This window comes from Shewanella sp. GJ50-10, from assembly GCF_055808815.1.
In genome coordinates, this window is record NZ_JBVVSS010000001.1 from 1,304,145 (window position 1) to 1,321,697 (window position 17,553).

The following is a 17,553-nucleotide window of genomic DNA, read 5'->3' on the forward strand; positions in this document are numbered from 1 at the left end:
ATAAAAATGCCAGCGTAATCTACGCTGGCATTTTTGTTTTGTTTGATATAATCCATCGCTTATTCTTTGCCACTTTACGCTCTTACAGGACATTTATGCTTTTAATCACTGGCGGTGCGGGTTTTATCGGTGCAAATTTAATTCGATACATTTTAGACACTACCAATGAAACTGTAGTGAATTTTGATGCGTTAAGTTACTCAGGTAATTTAGCCTCTTTAAAGAGTGTAGAATCAAATCCTAGATATCACTTCGTACATGGTAATATTTGTGATTCTGAGTCTTTGAAGCAAGTATTTTCGGACTTTAAACCTACAGCTGTAATGCATTTAGCTGCCGAGAGTCATGTGGATCGTTCCATAGATGGTCCTTCAACGTTCATTGAGACCAATATTGTTGGCACATTTAAGTTATTAGAAGCTGCCAAAGACTATTGGCTAACGTTAAATGAACAAGATAAGCACAATTTTCGGTTTGTTCATATCTCCACTGATGAAGTTTACGGTGATTTAAGCCAAGAAGAGTCGGCTTTCAATGAATTAACCTCCTATAAGCCAAGTTCACCTTATTCAGCTTCGAAAGCTTCCTCTGATCATTTAGTCAATGCATGGCATCGAACCTATGGTTTACCCGTTGTGATGAGTCATTGCTCGAATAACTATGGTCAGTTTCAATATCCTGAAAAACTCATTCCCCATATGATTTTAAATGCCCTAGCTGGCAAGCCTTTGCCTATTTATGGTGATGGTAAACAAGTGCGAGATTGGCTGCATGTTGATGATCATGTTCGTGGATTATTTAAAGTGCTCACTCAAGGAAAAGTAGGGCAAGTGTATAATATTGGTGGTTTGAATCAGATAACAAATCTAGATGTTGTTCACCAAGTATGCGAGTTATTAGATGAGTTGACACCATGGAAAAGCGAGCTTAAATCATATGCTGAATTGATAACTTTTGTAGCCGATAGACCCGGGCACGATGTGCGTTATGCTATTGATATCACCAAAATACGAACAGAACTAAGTTGGCAGCCAACAGAGTCCTTTAAAACGGGTTTACGAAAAACTGTGCAATGGTATTTAACCCACTTAGATTGGTGCCAAAATATAATAGATGAAGGTTATCAATTGAAGCCATTTGACAGAGTGAATACTAACTAATGACACAAATTAACTCATCTGCTTATAAAGGTATCATTCTTGCTGGTGGCAGTGGCAGCCGGCTTTTTCCTATTACCTTTGGCACATCTAAACAGCTGTTACCTGTTTATGATAAACCGATGATTTATTATCCTTTGTCAGTGTTGATGTTGGCGGGCATTCGAGATGTGTTAATTATTTCAAGCCCTGATGATATTGCTAATTTTAAGCGCTTACTGGGTAATGGCGAACAATTCGGGATTAAGATTACTTATGAGCCACAACCTTCTCCTGATGGACTCGCGCAAGCATTTCTTATTGGCGAATCGTTTATTGGTGATAGTAATGTCGCATTAGTTCTAGGTGATAATATTTTTTACGGCCAAAGCTTTAGTGAGCAACTTAAAAAAGCGGTGTCGAAACAATCTGGTGCGACGATATTTGGCTATAGAGTCAGCGAGCCTGAGCGTTTTGGAGTAATAGGTTTTGATGATGAAGGCCAAGTTATCGATATTGAAGAGAAACCGTTAGAACCAAAATCAAATCATGTCGTCACAGGCTTGTACTTTTATGACAATGACGTTATTAGTATCGCCAAGTCGATTCAGCCATCTAAAAGAGGTGAGTTAGAAATTACTGATGTGAATATGGCTTACTTAAACAAGAAACAACTGAATGTTGAAATTTTAGGCCGAGGCTTTGCTTGGTTAGATACTGGTACCCATGACTCATTGTTAGAGGCCAGTCACTTTGTGCAAACAGTAGAGAAACGTCAAGGTCTTAAAGTGGCCTGTTTAGAGGAAATTGCATTTATCAATCAATGGATTGATGTCGCACAACTGATGCAGCAAGCTCAGCGTCATCAGCATACAGCTTATGGTGATTATCTAAAGCTTATCGCACAAGAACATAGTTATTCATATGACAAATCATAAGACCAGTAACAGTAATAGTAATAGTAATAGTAACGGCATGAAAATCATCGAAACTGATCTTGCAGATGTTAAAGTCATCGAACCTCAAGTATTCAATGATGACAGAGGCTTTTTCTATGAAAGCTTTCAAGCAGAGCGCTACCTGCAAGCATTAAATATTAATAAGCCTTTTGTACAAAGTAATGTGTCTCAATCTAAACGAGGTGTACTAAGAGGCCTTCACTTTCAAAGACAACAACCTCAGGGAAAACTGATTAGTGTCACTCGAGGAAGCATCTTTGATGTAGCAGTCGATCTCCGTAAAGACTCAAACAGTTTTGGTAAGTGGCTTGGTGTTGAACTATCGGCTGAAAACAAACGCCAAATTTGGATCCCTGAAGGGTTCGCCCATGGATTTGTGACCTTATCAGAGCTTGCAGATGTTGAATATAAATGCACTGATTATTACGCGCCTCAACATGAAGTTTGCTTGCTTTGGAATGACCCTGATTTGGCAATAGATTGGCCGATTAAAGACCCAATATTATCAACCAAAGATACGCTTGGTTTGACGTTGGAAGAGTTAGTGCTGAAAGGCTTGATTTTTAAGGGTGAGATGTCGAAGGATTTAGTTCTGTGAAAGTTTGGTTAGTTAGCGCTGATGGTCAATTAGGCCAAAGCTTGATTGCCTATTGCAAACAAAACTCATCGCTTCTCAGTGCTAGGTTCGAACTCCAGTCAACGAGTAAATCTGATGTTGATATTTGTTGTTCTGATGCAGTGTCACGATATATGGCAATGTTCAAACCGGACATTATCGTTAATGCTGCTGCTTATACCAATGTAGAACAAGCCGAAACTGATATTGAATTGTGCCGAGAAGTGAATCTTGTTGGTACCAGCAATTTAGCTAACACTGCAAGTCATCATAATATCCCACTTATTCATCTATCGACCGATTATGTATTCGATGGCAACTCTATTTCGCCTTACCTTGAAACTGATGATACTCAGCCACTTAATACCTATGGCAAGACCAAATTACAAAGTGAAGAACGGATCAACAAGATATTAAAACAGTACCTTATTATCCGCACATCTTGGCTCATAAGTCAGTATGGCAATAACTTTGCAAAAACAGTATTAAGGTTATCTAAACAGCATTCGCAGTTAACAATGATTTCAGATCAACAAGGCTGCCCAACCTTTGCAGATGACTTATCCGCAACGATATTTAAACTGTTGATAGCAATAGATGCTGGGCAAGCTGATTGGGGAACATTTCATTATTGTGGCAATGCTGCCATGACTTGGTTTGAGTTAACCCAGCAGATTTTGGATGAAGCTTTACTGCAGAAAAAAATCAGCTCTAAACCTGAAGTTGTAGCCATTTCATCAGAGGCATTTGCTGTGCAGGCTAATATCAAAGCTCTAAGGCCTAAATATTCTGTGCTGGAATGTCAAAAGATCAAAGAGGTTTGGGGAATAACTGCGCCTGAATGGACTTGCTCCTTAAAACGGCTTGTTGAAAATCTCTAATTTAACCACATTTATTTTTACTGTTTTGGTTGTCACGACCAATAAAAAAGCCTTGTTTAGTCACATAACTCAATTGAGCAATTAACGAGTCATAAGTGAGCTAAAAAGGCTTTTTAATCAGATTTACGAAAAGTACTCTCGTGTTATCGCTTAACCATTTTCGCGACAAACATACCGTCACTATTAGCTTCATAAGGCCATACTGTCAGCATTGTATTTTGCTGCTGGGTAAATGGATGAGTAATCGTTTCAAGAGTAAACTCTTTATTGCTCGCTAAAAACGCTTCAACCACGGCTTCATTCTCAATTGGTGATAAAGAACAGGTGGCATAAACTAAACTTGCACCTGATTTAACCGCTTTAGCGCTACGAGTGAGAATGTCTAACTGCAGGGCAGGTTTGTCTTCGACACAATTTCTGTCGTCTATCCAGCGCATGTCTGGGTTTCTGCGCCAAGTGCCTGTGCAGCTGCAAGGTGCATCAACTAATACGCCATCAAAATGATTAACTTCGACTGGCAACGCATCTGATTTCCAACGGGCAATCGAGATATTGTTAAAACCTGCTCTTTTGGCACGCTTGTTTAGCTCTTCTAATGCTTTAGAGCGAATGTCGGATGAAATTACGCTGCCAATAGACGTTGCTTTTACTGCATCTTGCATCATCAAGGATCTAAGTTGTAAGGTTTTACCGCCTGCGCCACTACAGGTATCCCACCAGTTTTCATCGGTTTTAGGCTGACAAATATTACCGATGACTTGTGAGGCTAAATCTTGTATTTCTAATTGACCATTTTTATACAGTTTCACTTCATTCAAGTTAATGCTTTTACTGCCTAAGCTAATCGCATCACTAAAGAATTCACTTAGGGATGCATCAATGTCAGCTTGTTGCAGTTCAGTTAGTGCCTTCTGAGTGTCATGATCTTGCACTCTCGCCCAAATAGGTGGTCTAGAGCTCATGGCATCTATTAGCTGTATTTGTGTTTTATGGTCATCAACAGGGCAAACTTCCCAAAACCAATCAGGTAGTAACTGAGTTTCTGTGAATTCAATGTCAGTAAATAGTTTATTGAGCAGCTGATTTTTAGCAACCACTGAGTCAGTGTTTACTATCTCATTGGAGGCAATAAGAGTCGTTATTATCTCTAACTGAGCATCAGAAAGTGCAGCAAATACTTGCCAAGCATCAGCAAAGCTACGCCAATTATGTTGCTCTAATAATGCACATGCGCTGAGCATCTTGTACCAAGTTTGCTCGTCATGTTGTGAGCCTAATTGCTTAAGCCAGCCCCACCATCTAAATAGCCCAAATAAAGTTTCGCGGATCACGCGTCTGTCTTTAGAACCGTGTTTTTTATGTTCACGGAAATAATTAGCCACAATCCTGTCTGCAGGCATTTTAGTGTCCAGTACTTCATCAAATAGTTTTTTGATGGTGGTAGAGTAACTAAGTGCTCTTTTTTCTGCTGGTGTATTAGCGATAATGGTAGATTGTGGTGCTGATGGCATGGCTAACTCAAGAGTGGCTGTGATCACAAAGGTTGTTTGTAATCTAAAAAAATAATGCGCTATTTTAGCATGTCTTTAATTTTGGTTGAATATGTATGAGTATTCATTGACGAACTGTGTGCTCGCTCTCTAAAGAGGGCGAGCAGTTATGACATTAAAAAGGGTGATCAACCATAACCCAAGCATTGGTGCTTTCATCAGATGTTGCTACATCAAGCCTGACTACAATCCCTGCGGTTAATGCTCTTAAAGACACGCCATAGTCGTATTTCATGTCAGTTAACAATTCATCGGCGGTATAGGATTCACCAACACGTCCTGCTTCAACAAAACCTACAAGTTGAAACCAATCTAAACGCAAAAACTTAAGCCAACTTACATCTTCTATAGGGTTATATTTAAGGGTGTAGCGGTATTCTGCGGTAGCATAGATTGACGCTTTATCATGAAAACGGTTACTTTCGAAGCCACGCATTCTATAAAAGCCGCCTAATGAAGCGCCTTCACTGTATGGGGCGTTATTATTAACCTTTCTACCACCTTGCTCATCGTATTCAAGTTCCCAAGAAGGGGAGTAACCTGTCCAAAAATTCAACGCCAAAATTCGTTGTGATGCGTAATCTGATTGCCCAAATGAAAAGTATTTACTGGCTTCAAACTCTAAGAAAGTCCAAGATTGTTCAGACTCAAACCAGCCAGCATCGTGTGAGATTGATAAATACTGCTTACTACCAATACTTGGGTTAACTGAAAAATCGGTATTGTCGTAGAGCAGTCCTAGCTCAATAGCGTGAACGGCACCATCGAGTTCATCGTCATCAAACTCGTAACTTTCATAACGATTAAATTGCTTTAAAACAGCAACAGTGGCACCAGATTCAAGCGGATTCCATACTTTACCGCCAGTCGGCTCTGAAGTGAGTAACCCTCCAGTTAATTCATAAGTTACGCGACCTTTATCTTTGGTTGCGCCAATGGGTAAAGCATATTCAAGCTTGATATCCCACCAGTTTGATGAGCCGTCAGCTTGAAGAAATTGTTCGGTTGAGGATTCATTACTGCCAGGTAATGGTGTGCCTGGGGGAGTGTATCCATCACCTGAACTTGCATAAGCCTTTTGCTGCGGGTAGTAACCCATAAAGCCAACAAGGCTTAAATAAAATCGCTCAGTTTTAGGGAGCTTATAATTCCAAATCCCGCCGCCGACACCATAACTGACATCGCCACCATATACGGTTCCGCCGACTGTCATCTGCTCTTGATAATAACCACTGACCATAGCACCTAAGCCAATATTAACGCCCATAGAATCTGTACTGAAAACATAAGGTAAAAGCAGTTTCTCGGCGCCAGTATCAGGTGTTTCACTTCGGTTTACAGATGATTTTACATGTGCAGATGCAGCAATTGTTGACTGGCTAAAAAGTAGTGAGGAAGCTGCAATGAGTACGGTTAAAGGAAGTAAGCCTCTGAGCGGTTTAATGGCAGCATTTTTCTGGTATTTATTCATCATCAGCAAGCCTTGTCAGTACATCGAGTTCAAGGGGATGTTTGTTGTTTATTTGTTGGTATTTTATTGAATAATATAGGTTGTTTAGCGAAAAAGGTACAGTGATTAAATGATTTTATAATTATTGAAGCTTGTTCGAGCTAAGAGTGAAATACACGCCGGAAATCCCCTACAAATAACTTTATTGGGGGAGGAGGTTTACCAAATCATGAAGTTGATTTAGAGGTTTGTAAGCTTGGAGTATAAATAGTCCAAGCTTGATAAGAGTGTAAGTTTTTAAAAGCCTAATTTTTCTAAAAATCTAATTAAGAATCCAACTAAAAGTCTAAATCGAGAGCAAAACAAAGGTAGCCCATTAATAGCGTCGTTTTCTCGAACTCTTTGGCGCAGTACTCTACAAAGCCCTTATCACAAACCTGCTCAATCGTTATTGGTTTAATGGCGATAAAATCTTTGCGTTTTAATTCTTCTATAAGCGGATGTTCTTTATCAAATCCCCGAGGAGGCCTGACTAGGCTATCACCTGATAACTCAAACCCAGCTTTATCTAGTGCGTTTAATGCCTTTTTATAACCATTTGGGTTTTCATCTATACAGTGGCGAATTGCATTTAAGGTTTTAGATTCAGGGTGCCAAATACCAGCCGCGAGAAAGCAACCGTCATTGGCTAAATGTAAATATAACCCTGGCGCATGGACATCTTTACCCTGAAAGTGTCTGAATTGAATACCAACATTTAACTTGTAAGGGCTTTTATCTTTACTGAAACGACTGTCTCTTTGTGGTCGCATCATGCTGCCGCCTACCTTTTTAGGCACGGCAGTAAGGCGAGGTGATATATTTAAGATTGGTCCTTGCATGGCTTCAATAAACTTTAACGTCGGCGTTCTAACCCTGTCTTCGTAATCTTGTTGGTTTGCTTTAAACCATTCGCGATCGTTGTTATTGGCAAGTAAGGTTAAGAAGTCAAAACTTTGCTGAGTATACATAACAGATCCTAAAAATGGTGAGCCCAAAGTGTGCCACAAAAAACTACTATCTTTAATTCAAAATGTTAAAAAACTCTGCTTGGAATGTAGGACCGAATTGACTACAACATGCAGGACCTATTTGACTATAAATAGTACAAAGTTCAGTGGTTAATTTATAATCGTCTTTTATACTTGACTCAAATGAATTATTTTGTGTGTTAAAACGTCAATTTTCATTTACTTTACGGTATTTATTAGTTTTATCTAGAGTTAACTGCCATTTTTGGCTGTTTGAGAATGCAGTGTTGATAAGGTTATTGCTTGTTGCTGGTGAGTTTTTTTATATTTTGTGTTTTTTTTAGTAGTATTTTTAAACTTTAGGAGTATTATGCGCTTCCAAACTGATTGAGAGTAAGTTTTTAACGTATTGTTAACTCAATTAAAGTGTTGTTTTGGCTAAAGTTGATACTTTTATATGGCTGCAATATTGTCAAAAGCAGTCTTATTGATTCCTTTATGCCGCTCAATTTAACGATATTAAACGAAATAAGGTTTTGTGAAAAAGGCTTAAACATGACAAAAAATGCATTAAAAATTCTTGGCTGGTGTGAATGGGCGACGTTTCCTGAACTTGGCAATGAACGGGTCAATATGAAAGTTGATACTGGTGCTAAGACGTCATGTTTACACGCATTTAGAATTAAACCGTTTATTAAACATGATCAAGACTGGATTAAAGTCTGGATCCACCCTGAGCAAGAATCAGACAGAGAAATCGTTCAAGAGTTTGCGGTTTTTGATCGTCGCCATGTCAAAGATTCTGGCGGTCACATAACAAATCGCTACGTGGTTAAAACCCCAATTATTATTGGCGATACACAGTTTGATATTGAACTTACGCTGACACAGCGTGACAACATGCAGTTTAGAATGCTTTTAGGTCGCCGAGCACTAGCAGGGCGTTTTTTAGTGGATTCATCAGCAGCACATTTAACAGGAGCTTAAGGTTATGCGCATTGCAATTATGTCTAGAAATAAAGACTTATATTCTACTCGTCGTATTCAAGAAGCGGCGATAGCTCGAGGTCACGAAGTACAAATTATTGACCCGCTAGCGTGTTACATGAACATCAATATGATGGCTCCTAGTATTCATATGCGTGGTGAAGAATTACCAACATTTGATGCTGTTGTACCTCGTATTGGCGCTTCAGTAACCTTTTATGGTACTGCTGTTTTGCGTCAGTTTGAGATGATGGGTGTGCACCCGCTAAATGAATCTGTAGCGATTTCACGTTCGCGTGACAAATTACGTTCATTGCAATTATTGTCACGTAAAAACATTGGTTTACCCGTTACAGGTTTTGCAAATAAGCCTGCTGATGTACCAGATTTATTGGACATGGTTGGCGGCGCACCTTGCGTGATTAAGTTACTTGAAGGCACCCAAGGTATTGGTGTGGTATTAGCTGAAACCCGTAAAGCGGCTGAAAGTGTTATTGAAGCATTCATGGGCTTAAAAGCGAATATCATGGTGCAAGAGTATATCGCTGAAGCTGGTGGCGCTGATATTCGTTGTTTTGTGATTGGTGACAAAGTGATTGCAGCGATGAAGCGCCAAGGCGCTGAAGGCGAGTTTCGTTCAAACCTTCACCGCGGCGGCACTGCAACGATTGTGAAGCTGACTCCAGAAGAGCGCTCTACGGCATTGCGCGCGGCTAAAACCATGGGGCTTAATGTTGCAGGTGTGGATATTTTACGTTCGAAACATGGCCCTTTAGTAATGGAAGTTAACTCATCTCCGGGTCTTGAAGGCATTGAGCAATCTACGGGTATCGATGTGGCTGAAAAAATTATTCAGTTTATTGAAAAAAATGCTAAACCAAACAGCACTAAAACCAAAGGTGTGGGTTAATGGCGCCTAAGCGTGAAGCGTTTGCAATTGGTGAGTTTAGTATTGATGCTGGCACGCGTGCCAGCATCAAACTGCCCGCAGCAAAATTGTACAACGACACGCCGTTAGAGCTGCATGCTGAAGTGTTTCATAGTAAAAAGCCTGGGCCTGTATTATTAGTGTGCGCTGCAATTCATGGTGACGAGCTAAATGGCATAGAAATATGTCGTCGTTTGATTGATAAGGTGAACATTAAAACCTTAACTGGAACCTTGGTGGTTGTGCCTATTGTGAATGTGTTTGGTTTTATTCATCAATCACGTTATTTACCTGACAGACGCGATTTAAATCGTTGTTTCCCTGGCAGTGCAAAAGGCGCGTTAGCGAGTCGTTTAGCTCACTTGTTTTCTAATGAGTTATTAAAACAAGCGACCCACATTGTTGATTTACATACTGGTGCGATTCATCGGGACAACTTTCCGCAAATACGTTGTGATACAGATGATGAAACCATGATGGCGATGGCAACAGCTTTTGGCGCGCCAGTGATTATGGACTCAAAAGCACAGCAGGGCTCAATGCGCGGTTATGCTAACTCGCTAGGCATTGCATGTATTTTGTATGAAGCTGGTGAAGCGCTTAGGTTTAGTGAGTTATCGATTAAATCTGGCTTAACAGGTGTACTTAATGTGATGCGTCACTTAGGCATGTTAACCAGTAAGCTTAAGCCGACTGCTTCGATCAACGCTAGTCGCAGTTATTGGCTGCGAAGTGAATCAGATGGTTTAGTGAATATAAAGCGTAAAATTGGCGCAAGAGTCAGTAAAGGTTGCGTATTAGCCAATGTAGTAAACCCTTTAGGTGGAGAGTTGTCAGAACTTAAATCTCCGACAGATGGCATTATTATTGGATTAAGCAATATTCCTGTCGCAAACGAAGGCGAAGCACTGTTTCATATTGCGCAGTTTGTTGGCGATGATATTGAAATTGCCAACGAGCATTTAGATGAGTTTATCTCGACATACGCATAATAAATAATGTTGTGTTGTTATTGTAATGGTCATCGTTATTTTAAAAAGCCACTGATTGATTTCTTTAAATTCAATCAGTGGCTTTTTGGTATCTACATTTGTCAAACTCAAGGCAGTCTATATTTTACTAAAGTCGCTAAGTCGCTAAGTCGCTAAGTCGCTAAGTCGCTAAGTCGCTAAGTCGCTAAGTTGGTTAGTAGATTATAGAGTGAAGCCATTTGAGTATTTTTGCACCTAAGAAAGCTTTTTAATATCAACAAGCTATTTGATTAGTTACAATAAAATCAATAAGCTAGTCTGTCATTGCTATCTTGAGGTGTGACTTAATGTTAAAAACAGTTTATTCAAGTTCAGGTCAGGAGCGATTAACTCCTTCAAAAATCATCTGTGTGGGTAGAAATTATGTTGATCATATCCACGAACTGGGTAATGAAACACCAGATGAAATGGTAGTGTTTATTAAACCCAACTCGTCAATTTCTGACATCTTAGTTTCATTCCATCATGAACCTATTCATTTTGAAACTGAGTTGTGCTTTATGGTTAAAAACGGCCAGTTTTCTGCCGTTGGAGTGGGCCTTGATCTAACTAAACGAGCACTGCAGTCAACACTTAAAGCTAAACAATTACCTTGGGAGCGAGCAAAAGCCTTTAATGGCGCTGCAGTTTTTAGCGAGTTTGTTGAACTTTCATCAATTAAACCATCGCTTAAACCACCGGTTAAGTCATCACTTGAGTCTTCAGCTGATTTTACAAGACAGTTTTGTTTTCAGTTAACCATAGATGATGAAGTCGTGCAGCTGGGTCACAGTAACTTGATGATGTATTCAGCCTCAGATATTCATGAATCCATTACTGACTTTTTAACCCTAGAAAACGGTGACATAGTTATGACTGGCACGCCTAAAGGTGTTGGGGTAATAACAAAAGGTGCGACGTTTGCAGTTAAGTTATGGGTTGATATTGAATATAACTCTTTTGAGCAATTATTAAATGATGTCAAAAACCTTGAGCCCATTATTACCCAAACTTGGGTTGCTGAGTAAACTCGAGGAGGCCTCTCTCTATGCCCAGTGATTATCTTAATTCTGGTTTAGCATTTCAAAAAGATTAGGGCCTAACCTATTTGTCCTTCAGCTATTAAAACTTCATCCATTAATTATCATATTGGATCGTGTGGAGTCTTGTCGTGACAGGCAGTATTTTCAACAAGGTCTATACTCAATCTAGAATTACAATTAAATAATCTTGCTAAAGGGAAAGTTAGTCATTGAATTGACAACTTAATTAGCTTTTTAAAGTGGCTAGTTGAATATGACATTTCCTAATGAACGGATTAAAAAGTATTACCAACTTTATCAAGAGTTACTCAACTTTTCTGGGGTATCTTGGTGGCTCATTGACTTAGAGCAAGACAGTAATATTTTCTATTGCAATCAAATCATGCAAGATATGTTCTCGCTAGACACTCAACTTATTCAGCATTCTGTTAGTAAAACTTGTCCTATAGCTGGTGATTACAACAAGAATATTGCCTTAAAAGATTCAGAAAAAGCGCAACAAATTTTTGAGGATTACCATAATTTGAAGTTAGGTAATATCGATGAGTATCATAATCGATTTCCTTATTACGACGCCAAACAAGATGAAGTCTTGTATTTTACCAGTAAGGCGAGGGCCGTCGTCAGAAATGATAGTGGTCACGCGGTGCTGTTATTTGGATTAATTGAGCAAGAAAGAACAAGTTCAAAGCTATTTAAACTTTCTAAATTAGACAGTTTAACGGGACTTTATAATCGCAGAGAATTTGATTCCCAATTGGATTTTATCATTAATTTAGCAAGGCGAGAGCAACAGCCTATCTCCTTGATTATGTGTGATATTGATTGTTTCAAAGCTTATAACGACATGTTGGGGCACTATCAAGGAGATCAGTGCCTCATCAATGTGTCGCAAACCATCGCTAATGTCTGTGTTCGCTCCACTGACGTGGTTTGCCGTTACGGCGGTGAAGAGTTTGCCATAATTTGCTATGGCACTCATGAAGATGTTGCAATATTAGCTGAAGACATAAGATCCAATATTGAAACGCTAGGAATTGCCCACCCTGAAGCGAGTAATAGAGTCGTTACAATGAGTTTGGGCTTTACTTCTTGTATCCCCTCAAAAAACACCACAGCACGAGAGCTAATTGAAAAAGCTGATGCTGCTCTTTATCAAGCAAAACAGTTGGGGAAAAACCGATGTATAGAGTTCAATACTAACATCGGTTATGTCGTCAATAGCAGATGATGTCGGTTTAATATTCGGCCAATTAATGGGCTTGAGAGAATATTTGGCTAAAAGATGGGCGCTGGTGTATTTCAATTGGCTGATTTAGCTTTCTTGCTAAATCACTCGCGGCAATTAACCCTCTAATATGATGTAAATCCTGATCAATGACTAACATGTGATGTAAATTATTTTCCTGCAATAATCGCACTATATCGCTGACTTTAGCGGTAGCAATTTGATTATAATCAAATGCTTGAAGCTCTTCTCTAGGTACCATCACTTCAGTGACTAATAATTCATCGATGGTTAAAGTTAATCGCTTAGCGGTGAGCATAAGGTTGTGATGTGATAATTCTCGTTGGGTAATAATTCCAAGAAATCTATCATTTTTATCAACAACTAAACGCATATAAGCATGGGTTTTTTCCATGATTTTAGCCGTACCTACCGCACTGGTTGAGGCATCAACAATGATTGGCCTAGACACATCGAAATCAGTGAAAATATCTAACGCTGAAGAGTCTAAATTCGGTGTTGATGGTTTTGATGACCATAAAAGATGATCGATAGATGCAGTACTAAATAGTTCTAAATTTCTCATGGTGAAAACTCCGTTACAGTATTAAATAGCTCAGGGCACTGAACATAGCTTTGGTTAACTCTGGTATCGATAGCATCAAATAGAAATAAATACTCGACTTATTGGATATGAATGCGGGTGCTTAACTTAAGTGTTGCATCAATAAAGCCTTAACCTTGTATATTCACCATAGTCCTGTAGATGCAATTGATGCAAGTAGATGAATAACAATTAATTAAGGTTAAGTTGTTGTAGTAGTTGTTAATATTTGTGCTAGTCTTTCAGAGGTGGAAATTGAAATCGGGAAGTTAAATGCCAACTAAACAAGTCGATACAAAAGAAGGTTTGTCGAAAGAGTTCAAATTCTTATTAGCTGGAACCCCAGTTAACATTGATATCGTCAGCCCTGCAGGGCAAAAAGGGCGCTTTAGAACCATTTTTATAGGCTACTTACCTGAGCAATTTATATTAATTCAATTTCCTGATTCGAATAAGTTAGGTAACTTTGGCCAATATTTTGTTCAAGGGAGTGAAGTTGTTGTTAGAGGATTAGTTGAGGGTCATGAAGCATCTGTAATTGCATTTTCATCAACAATAAAACAAACCTTGAGTACGCCAACAAAAATGATGGCACTTAACTTCCCAGATAAAATGATCATTCATAATTTGCGCTCGACTAAACGTGTGTTAACAGAGCTTATCGCTAGTATAAAAATAAAAGAGAAGTCTTGGGTAGCGCAGTTAACCGATGTCTCACTAACAGGCTGTCACGTAGAAGTCCGTGAAGGGGAGCAAGATGAACTTGTTGAAGGTGAAACTATTACTATCATTATGTCTGTTGATGGGGATGATGAATCCCAAATATTACTCAAAGCCCGAATTTGTAACGCAAAAAATTCTGAAGATGTGCTTAAATTAGGCTGTCAGTTTATTAGTGAGCAAGATGAACAGGTAGAAAAAATTGTTCGTTTGGCGCTATTAGCCGAAAAATAGTCTGTAAACCTTCAATTTTACAGGTGAAGTAAAATCGATGTTTGAACTTTTTTAGGCATTTTGTTCACCACCAACATAAAGGAATTATCGATAATTCTTTCCAACTCCCCATTTGGAACAATATTAATTGGTCGTGTTTTATCATTGTTTGAGCCTTCAGTTATCATCTGATTTTCAACATCATTTGGGTAATAAACTGAAATCCAGTGTTTTTTGTCCATATGATAACCAGTGGTAATAGAGTTAAAAATATCCCGTAAAGCACAAGACTCATCAGGATCGCACTTAAGGTTAATCATCAAGGCATTTTTACGCCATGCAACTAAAGCAAACATTTTAGACTTCACTTTAAATACATGCGCATCTTCACCAAAAGGAAAGCTTTCTGTGGTGAAGGGTTTTGCGAGTAAATACTGTCTTATTTGATCAAATTCCATAATATATTCCACAACATTAACTGATGGATTTATTTCCTAAGCGAGATATCACCACTTATAACATTAAGTTGATCACCGTTTATGGTAACCAGTTTAGCTTCAATATGCATCGACATAGGGAAAGTTATATCAGGTTGTTTTATTAGCACCTGTGCGTAGGTTCGGTAGCGATTAGAGAGCATATAAAACTGGCCTTCAACTTCACAATCTAGGTAAAAATTCTTCTCACTTAAATTTATATTTTCTAACAGGTTATTTGAACTAAACATATGTTCTTCTGTAGTGATGATATTGCAGAAATTGTCACTATTTTCACTGGAAAATCTAAATGTCAGAGCTGGTTTCCCAGCAAGCTCAGCGTTATATCCCCCTATATATTTTTCAAGGTTGATGGTTGTACCAAAGGCAATATTTGATTGAATAGAAAATAGTAAAACCATTAATATTAGTGGGCAGTTCAAGTCGAGAAGAGTTTTGTTTAAGCGATGTTTTTTATTGGAAAATAAGAAATTAACAAAGCTGACCTTCAAGTGTGTTACTTGCTCCATTAGATACTCCTTTCCTTACTAAATCAGTACCATACTCTTGTCTTAATACACCTCTAAGCTTATTCACCATGCGCCTACAGATCCAATAAATCAACAATTATGGGAAATAGCTAATTATCATTATTGGTACCTAGTACGGTTTACTTTATTGTTTAATTTAAGTAAAATCCAGAAAAAGTTCATGAAGGAGCAAGTTGATGGGTAAATTTTTAGTGTCCAACATAGCAAATCGTAGGCATAACAAAATATATAGCGTGTTAGGTAACGGGGCTTTCTTTGATCTACAGCCTTCTCAGCATGGGTGGGAAGCTTATTCATCCATTACAAAGGGTGATAAAGTTTTCGTGATTAATCACACCAGAAAGATCCCAGTTGTTTATGAGGTACATGAAATTCTTGAAGAGGTAGCGTTGGAAGAAGGCTCAGAGTTTGGCAGTCGTGTTGTATCAGCGATTGGAGGCAATACTCGAGTGCTATTTGGTAAACCAATTGAGCGCGTTGATATGTCCTATAGCCAATTTATAACTATAAACGGCATTAAAAGCTCAAAGTTAACTGAGGAAGGCCAGATGTATCAGGGATTTAACTGTGTAGGGTTTAGCTAATGACAGCATTTCGCATGGGCAGTATTGAATTTAACCATATTGCTAATATCAGCTTGTCAAAAGCTTGGTTAGCCAATCGCAATAGCGAGACCTATGGTTTATATGATTTTGATGGTAATGAATATGCCACAAGAAAGCATTGGTTTAGTTTGATGCCGCGTGAAGCCACAGGCGTTTACTACTTCAAAAAAGGTGATGATGTACTCTATGTCGGTGAAAGTGGCTTATTAGGTAAGCGTATTTGGTCCCATGGAACAGCTGGACGATTAGTAAAAGAAGAACAACTTAGAGATATGGAGTTATGGGTGGCTATAGACGTGACGGTTCCTAGTCCGTTGAATGGTGAACCTGTTTGCGTTCGAGGCGCCGTGGAAGCTCAGCTAATGAAAATGTACTCTCCTAAATATAATCGCAAAGAAGAGCGCTGCTAATGAAAAATATGTTTTTAGTTGTCAGTTGTAACTTCTCCCTTAATCAAGGGGATTTATGCCCACATTGTGATTTCATCATTACGTTACCGCCAGATATCCAGCCTGAGTGTTTGTGCTATGGAAAGAAGCTTGAAGAATAAAGAGGTAACTAAGTGAATGTTCTTGTTACCTCTTTAATGTTTGAGATTATGCTTTGGGTTTTAAGTTTAGAGCCTTATCAATATCTTCGGCGCTGTGGCGTTCAGCCACTTGCTCCCATTCTTCTCCCCATGAGCGGTTGACTATTCTACCTCGCTCAACTGCAGAGCGTAGCTCTATTTTTTTCGCCCAACGAAGTAAATTAGGATAACTTTCAACATCTAAAAATTCGGCAGCATCGTATAAATTTCCTAGGACCAAATTACCATACCAAGGCCAAGTTGCTATATCTGCGATACTGTACTCATCACCTGCAAGATACTGGTTATTAGCAAGTTGTTTGTCTAGCACATCCAGTTGACGTTTAGCCTCCATAGAAAAGCGATTAATTGGATATTCGAATTTTTCAGGTGCATAGGCGTAGAAATGACCAAAACCGCCACCTAAATAAGGTGCAGAGCCTTGTAGCCAAAATAACCAATTCATTACTTGGGTACGACTTGCCAATTCTGTAGGTAAAAAGTGGCCAAATTTTTCAGCGAGATAAACTAAAATCGCACCTGACTCAAAAACATTAATTGGAGCATCTGTTGTGTAATCTAACAAGGCAGGAATTTTGGAGTTTGGGTTTACCGCGACAAAGCCAGAAGAAAACTGATCGCTGTCGCCAATGTTGATGATATGCGCATCATACTCGGCTTCAGAAACGCCAGCAGCTAGTAACTCTTCCAACATGATAGTGACTTTTTGACCGTTAGGTGTGCCCATTGAGTAAAGCTGCAAAGCATGGTTACCTTTTGGGAGCGACCTTTCGAAGCGGGCACCTGAGTCTGGACGATTGATACTTGCCCATTTACCGCCATTTTCATCTTCCATTTTCCAAACTTTAGGTGGAGTGAATTCTTTTGTCATTGTAAAACCTCTTTATTGAAAGCTGCCAAATGATCTCTATACAGTTAAGCTTTATCTAAGCTTTATCAGTTAGTGTCTCTAGGATATGAGGGCGAAAATTTAATATAAAACCTTACAGAATGAATA

General features: G+C 38.9%; 19 protein-coding genes. 12 read left to right on the top strand and 7 right to left on the bottom strand.

What is annotated here, in order from left to right; translation table 11 throughout:
- Positions 1-95 precede the first annotated feature (95 nt).
- Genes rfbB through rfbD form a run of 4 tightly spaced genes read left to right on the top strand, consistent with a single transcriptional unit; the run spans position 96 to position 3,592 of the window.
- Positions 96-1,160: a dTDP-glucose 4,6-dehydratase gene (gene rfbB / locus AC0L4E_RS05480; RefSeq protein WP_473678332.1), complete on the top strand. Its 1,065-nt coding sequence runs from the start codon at positions 96-98 to the stop codon at positions 1,158-1,160.
- On the top strand, positions 1,160-2,074 hold the full coding sequence (rfbA, locus tag AC0L4E_RS05485; RefSeq protein WP_473678333.1) for a glucose-1-phosphate thymidylyltransferase RfbA: 915 nt from the start codon (positions 1,160-1,162) through the stop codon (positions 2,072-2,074). The genes rfbB and rfbA overlap by 1 nt, the downstream gene beginning before the upstream one ends.
- On the top strand, positions 2,061-2,693 hold the full coding sequence (gene rfbC, locus AC0L4E_RS05490) for a dTDP-4-dehydrorhamnose 3,5-epimerase (RefSeq protein ID WP_473678334.1): 633 nt from the start codon (positions 2,061-2,063) through the stop codon (positions 2,691-2,693). The genes rfbA and rfbC overlap by 14 nt, the downstream gene beginning before the upstream one ends.
- Positions 2,690-3,592 (top strand): dTDP-4-dehydrorhamnose reductase, encoded by a 903-nt coding sequence (gene rfbD, locus AC0L4E_RS05495; protein ID WP_473678335.1) that lies wholly within the window; start codon positions 2,690-2,692, stop codon positions 3,590-3,592. The genes rfbC and rfbD overlap by 4 nt, the downstream gene beginning before the upstream one ends.
- Positions 3,593-3,735: 143 nt before the next feature.
- Here the strand turns inward: rfbD and AC0L4E_RS05500 are convergent, their stop codons facing one another.
- From AC0L4E_RS05500 to AC0L4E_RS05510, 3 genes are all read right to left on the bottom strand, one after another.
- Positions 3,736-5,103, bottom strand: a complete 1,368-nt coding sequence (locus AC0L4E_RS05500; RefSeq protein WP_473681538.1) for an RsmB/NOP family class I SAM-dependent RNA methyltransferase — start codon at positions 5,101-5,103, stop codon at positions 3,736-3,738.
- A 154-nt stretch (positions 5,104-5,257) separates the two neighbouring features.
- The gene (locus AC0L4E_RS05505; protein ID WP_473678336.1) at positions 5,258-6,616 is read right to left on the bottom strand and encodes a BamA/TamA family outer membrane protein; all 1,359 of its coding nucleotides are present in this window, start codon (positions 6,614-6,616) and stop codon (positions 5,258-5,260) included.
- 314 nt (positions 6,617-6,930) lie between these two features.
- Positions 6,931-7,602 (bottom strand): DUF2461 domain-containing protein, encoded by a 672-nt coding sequence (locus AC0L4E_RS05510; protein WP_473678337.1) that lies wholly within the window; start codon positions 7,600-7,602, stop codon positions 6,931-6,933.
- A gap of 555 nt (positions 7,603-8,157) precedes the next feature.
- On the opposite strand from AC0L4E_RS05510, the gene AC0L4E_RS05515 reads away from it, so the two are divergent.
- From AC0L4E_RS05515 to AC0L4E_RS05535, 5 genes are all read left to right on the top strand, one after another.
- Positions 8,158-8,589, top strand: a complete 432-nt coding sequence (locus tag AC0L4E_RS05515) for an ATP-dependent zinc protease family protein (protein WP_473678338.1) — start codon at positions 8,158-8,160, stop codon at positions 8,587-8,589.
- A gap of 4 nt (positions 8,590-8,593) precedes the next feature.
- Positions 8,594-9,499: a 30S ribosomal protein S6--L-glutamate ligase gene (gene rimK / locus AC0L4E_RS05520; RefSeq protein ID WP_220753810.1), complete on the top strand. Its 906-nt coding sequence runs from the start codon at positions 8,594-8,596 to the stop codon at positions 9,497-9,499.
- A complete protein-coding gene (locus AC0L4E_RS05525; protein ID WP_473678339.1) occupies positions 9,499-10,509 on the top strand; it encodes a succinylglutamate desuccinylase/aspartoacylase family protein in 1,011 nt (336 codons plus the stop codon). Before rimK ends, AC0L4E_RS05525 begins: the two co-directional genes overlap by 1 nt.
- 326 nt (positions 10,510-10,835) lie before the next feature.
- Complete coding sequence (locus tag AC0L4E_RS05530; protein WP_473678340.1) at positions 10,836-11,555, top strand: fumarylacetoacetate hydrolase family protein; 720 nt, start codon at positions 10,836-10,838, stop codon at positions 11,553-11,555.
- Between the two features lie 268 nt (positions 11,556-11,823).
- On the top strand, positions 11,824-12,801 hold the full coding sequence (locus tag AC0L4E_RS05535; protein ID WP_473678341.1) for a GGDEF domain-containing protein: 978 nt from the start codon (positions 11,824-11,826) through the stop codon (positions 12,799-12,801).
- 22 nt (positions 12,802-12,823) lie between these two features.
- Here AC0L4E_RS05535 and AC0L4E_RS05540 read toward each other — a convergent pair whose 3' ends face one another.
- Positions 12,824-13,384, bottom strand: coding sequence for a CBS domain-containing protein (locus tag AC0L4E_RS05540; RefSeq protein ID WP_473678342.1), 561 nt, complete (start codon positions 13,382-13,384; stop codon positions 12,824-12,826).
- Positions 13,385-13,675: 291 nt separating this feature from the next.
- Here AC0L4E_RS05540 and AC0L4E_RS05545 point away from each other — a divergent pair, with 291 nt between their 5' ends.
- Positions 13,676-14,356 carry a PilZ domain-containing protein gene (locus AC0L4E_RS05545; protein ID WP_473678343.1) on the top strand — a complete coding sequence of 227 codons (681 nt, stop codon included), beginning with the start codon at positions 13,676-13,678 and terminating at the stop codon, positions 14,354-14,356.
- Between the two features lie 17 nt (positions 14,357-14,373).
- Here AC0L4E_RS05545 and AC0L4E_RS05550 read toward each other — a convergent pair whose 3' ends face one another.
- Both AC0L4E_RS05550 and AC0L4E_RS05555 read right to left on the bottom strand, forming a co-directional pair.
- Complete coding sequence (locus AC0L4E_RS05550) at positions 14,374-14,793, bottom strand: MmcQ/YjbR family DNA-binding protein (RefSeq protein ID WP_473678344.1); 420 nt, start codon at positions 14,791-14,793, stop codon at positions 14,374-14,376.
- A 29-nt stretch (positions 14,794-14,822) separates the two neighbouring features.
- Complete coding sequence (locus AC0L4E_RS05555; RefSeq protein WP_473678345.1) at positions 14,823-15,341, bottom strand: hypothetical protein; 519 nt, start codon at positions 15,339-15,341, stop codon at positions 14,823-14,825.
- 197 nt (positions 15,342-15,538) lie between these two features.
- Between AC0L4E_RS05555 and AC0L4E_RS05560 the strand changes: the two genes are divergently transcribed.
- Positions 15,539-15,946, top strand: coding sequence for a hypothetical protein (locus AC0L4E_RS05560; protein WP_473678346.1), 408 nt, complete (start codon positions 15,539-15,541; stop codon positions 15,944-15,946).
- Positions 15,946-16,377: a GIY-YIG nuclease family protein gene (locus tag AC0L4E_RS05565; protein ID WP_473678347.1), complete on the top strand. Its 432-nt coding sequence runs from the start codon at positions 15,946-15,948 to the stop codon at positions 16,375-16,377. Before AC0L4E_RS05560 ends, AC0L4E_RS05565 begins: the two co-directional genes overlap by 1 nt.
- A gap of 186 nt (positions 16,378-16,563) precedes the next feature.
- Here the strand turns inward: AC0L4E_RS05565 and yghU are convergent, their stop codons facing one another.
- Positions 16,564-17,427, bottom strand: a complete 864-nt coding sequence (yghU, locus tag AC0L4E_RS05570; RefSeq protein WP_473678348.1) for a glutathione-dependent disulfide-bond oxidoreductase — start codon at positions 17,425-17,427, stop codon at positions 16,564-16,566.
- Between the last annotated feature and the right edge of the window lie 126 nt (positions 17,428-17,553).